This window comes from Terriglobia bacterium (genome assembly GCA_020073205.1).
In the GTDB taxonomy this organism is placed as follows: domain Bacteria; phylum Acidobacteriota; class Polarisedimenticolia; order Polarisedimenticolales; family JAIQFR01; genus JAIQFR01.
In genome coordinates this window covers 21,960-28,093 of the sequence record JAIQFR010000053.1, presented here as the reverse complement: position 1 = coordinate 28,093, position 6,134 = coordinate 21,960, and the positions used below count along the sequence as shown (strand labels likewise).

General features: G+C 69.8%; 6 protein-coding genes. 3 read left to right on the top strand and 3 right to left on the bottom strand.

Annotation, left to right across the window (positions count from 1 at the left end):
* Both hppD and LAO51_12210 read right to left on the bottom strand, forming a co-directional pair.
* Positions 1-1,070: 4-hydroxyphenylpyruvate dioxygenase (hppD, locus tag LAO51_12215; protein MBZ5639502.1), on the bottom strand; the 1,070-nt coding region annotated here is incomplete at its 3' end.
* Between the two features lie 152 nt (positions 1,071-1,222).
* Positions 1,223-2,314 (bottom strand): Fic family protein, encoded by a 1,092-nt coding sequence (locus LAO51_12210; protein ID MBZ5639501.1) that lies wholly within the window; start codon positions 2,312-2,314, stop codon positions 1,223-1,225.
* A 192-nt stretch (positions 2,315-2,506) separates the two neighbouring features.
* Between LAO51_12210 and LAO51_12205 the strand changes: the two genes are divergently transcribed.
* Together LAO51_12205 and LAO51_12200 are read left to right on the top strand one after the other, a co-directional pair.
* Positions 2,507-3,295: a PilZ domain-containing protein gene (locus LAO51_12205; protein MBZ5639500.1), complete on the top strand. Its 789-nt coding sequence runs from the start codon at positions 2,507-2,509 to the stop codon at positions 3,293-3,295.
* A 16-nt stretch (positions 3,296-3,311) separates the two neighbouring features.
* A complete protein-coding gene (locus tag LAO51_12200) occupies positions 3,312-4,736 on the top strand; it encodes a M20/M25/M40 family metallo-hydrolase (protein MBZ5639499.1) in 1,425 nt (474 codons plus the stop codon).
* A gap of 7 nt (positions 4,737-4,743) precedes the next feature.
* Here LAO51_12200 and gluQRS read toward each other — a convergent pair whose 3' ends face one another.
* Positions 4,744-5,727 (bottom strand): tRNA glutamyl-Q(34) synthetase GluQRS, encoded by a 984-nt coding sequence (gene gluQRS, locus LAO51_12195; protein MBZ5639498.1) that lies wholly within the window; start codon positions 5,725-5,727, stop codon positions 4,744-4,746.
* 100 nt (positions 5,728-5,827) lie between these two features.
* Here gluQRS and LAO51_12190 point away from each other — a divergent pair, with 100 nt between their 5' ends.
* Positions 5,828-6,103 carry a hypothetical protein gene (locus LAO51_12190; protein ID MBZ5639497.1) on the top strand — a complete coding sequence of 92 codons (276 nt, stop codon included), beginning with the start codon at positions 5,828-5,830 and terminating at the stop codon, positions 6,101-6,103.
* Positions 6,104-6,134: the final 31 nt, after the last annotated feature.

Genomic DNA, 6,134 nt, shown 5'->3' with positions numbered 1-6,134 from the left:
GCCTGCTCGCGCTCGATCGCCTCGAACAGCGCCTTGAAGTTCCCCTTGCCGAAGCTCTGGCAGCCGCGCCGCTGGATCACTTCCAGGAACAGCGTCGGCCGGTCCTCAACGGGCTGCGTGAAGAGCTGGAGGAGGTAGCCGCTCTCGTCCCGGTCCACGAGGATGCCGAGCTTTCGGATCGCGTCGCGATCCTCCTCGATCTCGCCGACCCGGTCCCACACGGTCTCGTAGTACGATTCGGGCACGTGGAGGAAGTCGACGCCGTTCTCCCGGAGGCGGGCCACCGTGGCGACGATGTCGTCGGTCAGGAGCGCGATGTGCTGCACTCCGGCCGACACGTTGAAGTCGAGGTACTCCTGGATCTGGCTCTTCTTGAGGCCTCCCGCCGGCTCGTTGATCGGAAGCTTGATCCTCCGGTCGGGCGAACTCGCCATGACCTTGCTCCGGAGCGCGGTGTACTCCGTCGAGATGTCCTTGTCGTCGTACGAGACGAACTGGTGGAAGCCGAGGGTGCGGATGTACCAGTCGCACCAGCGGTCCATCTGGCGGTCCTCGACGTTGCCGACGACGTGGTCCACGATCAGGAGCCCCGTGTCCCGCCCCTTGACGCCCTTGTCCTCGTAGCCGGGGAGGAACACGCCCTCGTACCCTTCCTTCGAGACGAAGGTGTGGATGGTATCGCCGAACGTCTTGATCGCGAACGCGGTGACCGACCCGTTCCGGTCCGTGAACTCCGTGGGAGCCATGACGGTTTCGGCCCCCCGCGCCACGACCTCCCGGAAGGCGGCGTCGGCGTCGTCCACCTCGAAGGCCAGGTCCTTGACGTTGTCGCCGTGGAGCGTCAGGAAGACGTTGCGCGGGTCCTCGTGGGACAGGGGGGACGTGAGCACCAGCCGGATCTTGTCGTTCCCCACCACGTAGGACGCCCTTCCCCGCGTTCCGGTCTCCGGTCCCATGTACGCGAGCTGGCCGAAGCCGAATGCCTTGCGGTAGAAATACGCGGCCTGCCGCGCGTTCCCCACGATCAGCTCGATGTGATGGATGCGCTTGAGCCGGAACGGATGGGCCACGGCACCTCCCTCGGACCCCGGCAATCAGGACCAAATAAGGAGTTTATCCCCGCCGGGACGGGAAGCGCAAGGCCGGGATGGGAGGACGGACGCCGCTCTCGCGGCCTGCCGGACCGGCCGGTCGAGGCGGCGCCCCGCGATCGCCGCACCTGTCAGTGCGTCTCGAGCACCCTCGGCCGCGCGGCGCCGGGCTCGCGAGTCCGCGCGGCGGCGTCGCCGCTGGACAGGCGGTAGATGGAGCCTCGCCGCTCTCCCAGCCGCTCGATGAACCCCCGCTCCACGAGCCGGCGCAGGTTGTCCTTGAGCGTGTTCCGGTTGGCGCCGGTCGCCGCCATGAGGAGCGAGGCCGCCACGGTGCCGTGCTCCCGGACCGCGTCCAGGATCGAGCGCTGCAGCGGCGTCAGCTCGAGGGCGCGGCGCTCGAGGTCGATCTTGGCCTCGACGCGCTCGCGGTGGCGGTCCATCGCTTCCAGGAAGAACCGGACCCACGGGGAGAGGTCCGCCTCGCCCGCCCAGATCCGGTTCTCGGCGGAATCGAACGCGTCGTGGTAGGCGTCCCGCATCTCCTCCATGACGCTTTCGAGGCTCGCGTACGGCATGTAGCCATACCCGGCCTTTCGCACGAGATGCACCGCCAGGAGGCGCCCCATCCGTCCGTTCCCCCTGGAAAACGGGCTCGTCGCCAGAAAGGCGAGCATGAAAGAGGCGACGACGAGCAACGGGTGATACTCCTTCGCTCGGAGCTCGAATTCCAGCCAGGTCGTGAGCTCGTCCATCTTCTCCGCGAGCAGGCGCGGCGGGAGCGTCTGGAACACCCGGCCGAGTGCCCGCCCCTCCGCGTCGAACGCCTCGAGATGGAGCGGCTCCGTGCGCCACGCGCTGGGGGACTCGGGGTTCTCCCGGACGCCGAGCAGCACCGCGTGGAGCTTACGGATCTCCTCCGGGCTCACCAGCGGACCATCGGACGGGAACGGCCGGTCCATCGCCTCGGCGTACCCGAGCACCTCCCGACCTTCGCGGACCGGAAGGTCCTCATCGCGCAAGAGCCCGGCGACCTCGCTGTCGGTCACCCGGACCCCGGACATCCGGCACGACGCAGCGACCGAGCGGACCCTCGAGGCCTCCTTGAGTCGGGTCAGCCGATCCGGTGGAACGAGCGTTCCTGCCGCCCATACCCCGCGGAAGTGGTCGAGCCTGGAGATTGCATTCAGGATTTCCGGTGTCACCTGGATCTTAAGTTCCATAACGGCTCATTGTAACACCCAAAACCACCCTATGTATTGGGTATATATGGGTGTCTAAAGAGAGTTCATCGCCCCGCGCTCTGCGGAATGTGATGATCGTCGGCAGTCGTTGACATAACGCCCTTGGGGAAATACGATTCCAGACCTCCCAGCGCGCTGACTGACCTCCGTGGCGATCCCGAGGATACCACGATGGCCACCGAACGGAAGACCCAGGTTTCCAGAGGATACAGATTCCAGGCCGGCCTCCCCGCCGTGCTCTTCGAGGCCGGCGGCGAGCATCCGTGCACGGCGATCGACCTGAGCCGGACCGGGGTTCTCCTGGTGGGTGAGCTCGAGGCTCCTGCCGGACCGCAGGTGGAGTTCACGATACGATCCCAAGCCGGCGATCTGGAGCAGCGGTTCGCCGGCCGGGTAATCCGGGTGGGAACGGGTGTCAAGGGCGAGGGGACCCGGATAGCGGTCGAGTTCCTGCCCCTCGACCCGCGGGGGAAGGACATTCTCGAGTCGCTTCTCGCCCGCGTCATGGAGGGATTGGCACCGGCCTCGATCGAAGCGCTCCGCCCGGGCGCACCCCCGAACGAAGTTCGCCAGGCGCTGAATTCGGTCCCGTTGGCGCAGCGAATCGCGCTGGCCGCGAGGGCGGGGCCGAGAGAGAGAGAGTTCCTCCGCCAGGACCAGCACCCGCAGGTGCTGGAGGCGCTGGCGCGCAATCCGAATCTCCTCCTGGCCGAGGCGCGGGCCCTCGCCACGGTCGTCCACGTGACCCCCTCCACCCTCGAGGTCCTCGCCACGGATCCTCGCTGGTCGCAGGACGAAGAGATCCGGATCTTCATCGCCACCCACCCGCAGGTTCCCATTCCCCTCGCGGAAAGCCTCGCGGCGCGGCTAGAGCCCCCCGCGCTCCGGAGAATTCTCTCCCGTCCGTCGCTCAACGCGTTGCTGCGGGACAAGATCGTGAAGCGCCTCCCCCGCGGGTAGGTGCCATAATTGGAGCATGCTCGAGCACAAAGCCGCCCTGGCGCTCGCCGGACTCTCCCTCGTTCTCACCCAGGGGACGCCCGTGAAAAGCGGTGACGACGCCGGTGCGAGGCTCTTGGCGGCGGCCACGTCCGAGGGGAAGGCGTGGGAGAGACTGGCCTGGCTTACGGACCGGATCGGACCCCGGCTCAGCGGGTCGGCCGGGTACGAGGCTGCGGCCCGGTGGGCGGTCGCGCAGTTCCAACGCGACGGCGCGGATCGGGTCTGGACCGAGAAGGTCACGGTTCCCCACTGGGTCCGTGGGACCGAGACCGCGGCGATCCTGACGCCGGTCACGGCCCCGATGGCGGTCACCGCGCTCGGCATGAGCGAGCCGACCCCCGAAGGAGGCGTCACCGCCGAGGTGGTGGAGGTCTCGAGCCTCGAGGAACTCAAGTCGGTCGCCGCGAGGGTCAAGGGTAGGATCGTGCTCTACAACCGGCCGGTGCTCCCCAACGGGGGTGAGGAGCACGGGTACGGCGCTGCCGCGGCGCTCCGCCACGACGGCGGGGTCGCGGCGGCGAAGCTCGGTGCGGTCGGCGCGCTGATCCGTTCCCTGGGCACCGCCGCGTTCCGCCTCCCCCACACCGGGATGACCGAGTACGAGCCCGGCGTTCCGCGGATCCCGTACGCCGCCATCAGCCAGGAGGACGCGGATCACATCCATCTCTTCCTGGCCGCGGGCGAGACCGTGCGCGTGAAGTACACCCTCGGCTGCAAGACCCTCCCGGACGTCGAGTCGGAGAACGTGCTCGCGGAGATCCGCGGGAGCGAGCTTCCGGACGAGGTCGTCCTGATCGGCGCCCACCTGGATTCGTGGGACCTCGCCACCGGCGCGATCGACGACGGAGCCGGGTGCGCGGTCGTGATGGACACCCTCCGCCTCCTGAAATCGCTGGGCCTGAAGCCCCGCCGCACGATCCGGGCGGTCCTGTTCGTCAACGAGGAGAACGGTCTCAAGGGCGGGCACGCCTACGCCGACGCCCATCGCGAGGAGCTGGGGCGCCACGTCGCGGCCATCGAGATGGACAGCGGCGGGACGCGGCCGACCGGGTTCGGCGTGAGCGCCGGCGCCGGCGGCATCGAGGCCGTGACGCGGATCGCAGCACCCCTCGCCGCGATGGGAGCCGCGGAGGTCTCGAAGGACGGGGGCGGAGCCGACATCTCCCCGATGAGAGCCGCGCGGGTCCCGATGATCGGCCTCCGCCAGGACACCACCCACTACTTCGACTACCACCACTCGGCGGCGGACACGCTCGACAAGGTGGACCCCAAGGAGCTCGCGGCATGCGAGGGGGCGATGGCTGTCGTCGCTTACGGGCTGGCGAACGCGGCGGCGCCGCTGCCCCGGCTCGAGCCGCCCGAGGTGCCGCCGCCGGCCCCGCCGAAGACTTCGAGGTAGGTCGTAGCTAGAAATGCGCGGGGTCGAGCCGGATCCCCTGCGGGAAGGCGGAGAGCCGTTCGAGCGAGAATCCCTCGACGAGCGCGGATGCGCCCAGGGGCTCCGTCGTTTCGCGCAGGCCCACGAGCTCCGCGAAACGGCCCACCACCCGCTCCGCGGCCACCCCGGCCTCGCGAGTCTCGCGGATCGACGCTCCCACATGACGCTTCGACAGGCGCACGCCGTCGGGCCCCAGGAGCAGCGGCACGTGGCCGAACGCGGGAGGCGTGAGGCCGAGCGCATCGTAGAGCAGGAGCTGCCGCGCCGTGGACGCCAGGAGATCGCCTCCGCGAACCACGTCGGTGATTCCCATCCCCGCGTCGTCCACCACCACCGCGAGCTGGTACGCGGCCGTCCCGTCGGCGCGCCGGATCACGAAGTCGCCGGGCGCCACGCCCCCTCGCGCGCCGAGCACACGATCGTCGAAGGACGGCGCCTCGCTCGCCTCGACCCGGAACCTCAGAGCGTGCGGCCGCCCTTCCGCGATGCGCCGGGCGGCCTCGGCGGGCTCGAGCGCGCGGCAGGTTCCCGGGTAGCGGACCTCGTCCCCCGGCTCCTGGGGCGCGCTCGCCGCCGTCCTGACGTCCTTCCGGCTACAGAAGCACGGGTACGCCCGCCCGGCCGCCCGGAGGCGCTCGCATGCCTCGTCGTAGTACGACGCCCGGCGGGACTGCTCGTAAGGCGCGTGCGGGCCTCCCACGTCGGGCCCTTCGTCCCAATCGAGGCCGAGCCAGGCGAGATCGTCGAGAATCCGCTCCGCGGCCCCGCGCCTGACCCGCTGCCGGTCCAGGTCCTCCATTCGGATCACGAAGCTCCCGCCGCGGGAGCGAATGGACAGCCATGCGAGCAGCGCGGTCGAGGCGTTCCCGAGGTGGAGGTCGCCGGTGGGGCTCGGCGCGTAGCGCCCGCGCGGCGCCGAGCCGGGGACGGCCGGACCCGTCGCCGCGATCATGGTCGCCCCTCGACTCCGCACGGCATCGCCCCATGTTGCCACGATCCGGCTTGGGAGTCCCCACGTTGCCCGGCATCGCGGGCGGACCTAGATTCTCCCCATGCGCAGGCAGGGCTCCGGCTTCGGCTTCGTCATGCTCCTCGTCGTTTTGGCCGTGGTGCTCTACCTGGCATCCCGGGCGTTCAAGTCCACGCTGCCCGCGGCCGCGGCCCTTGCGAAGCCGTCGCCGGCAGGCCAGGAGGCCACGGGTTCGGACCCGCCGCAGGCGGGAGACTCCGTCCGGCCATCGCGGCTCCCGGACCTCAAGGACGTCAAGAGGACCACCGACGCGCACGCGAAGCAGGTCCGGGACGCCGTCGAGACGACCCGAGAGTAGGAGCCCTCGGCCCGCCTCACCGCGAACCCAC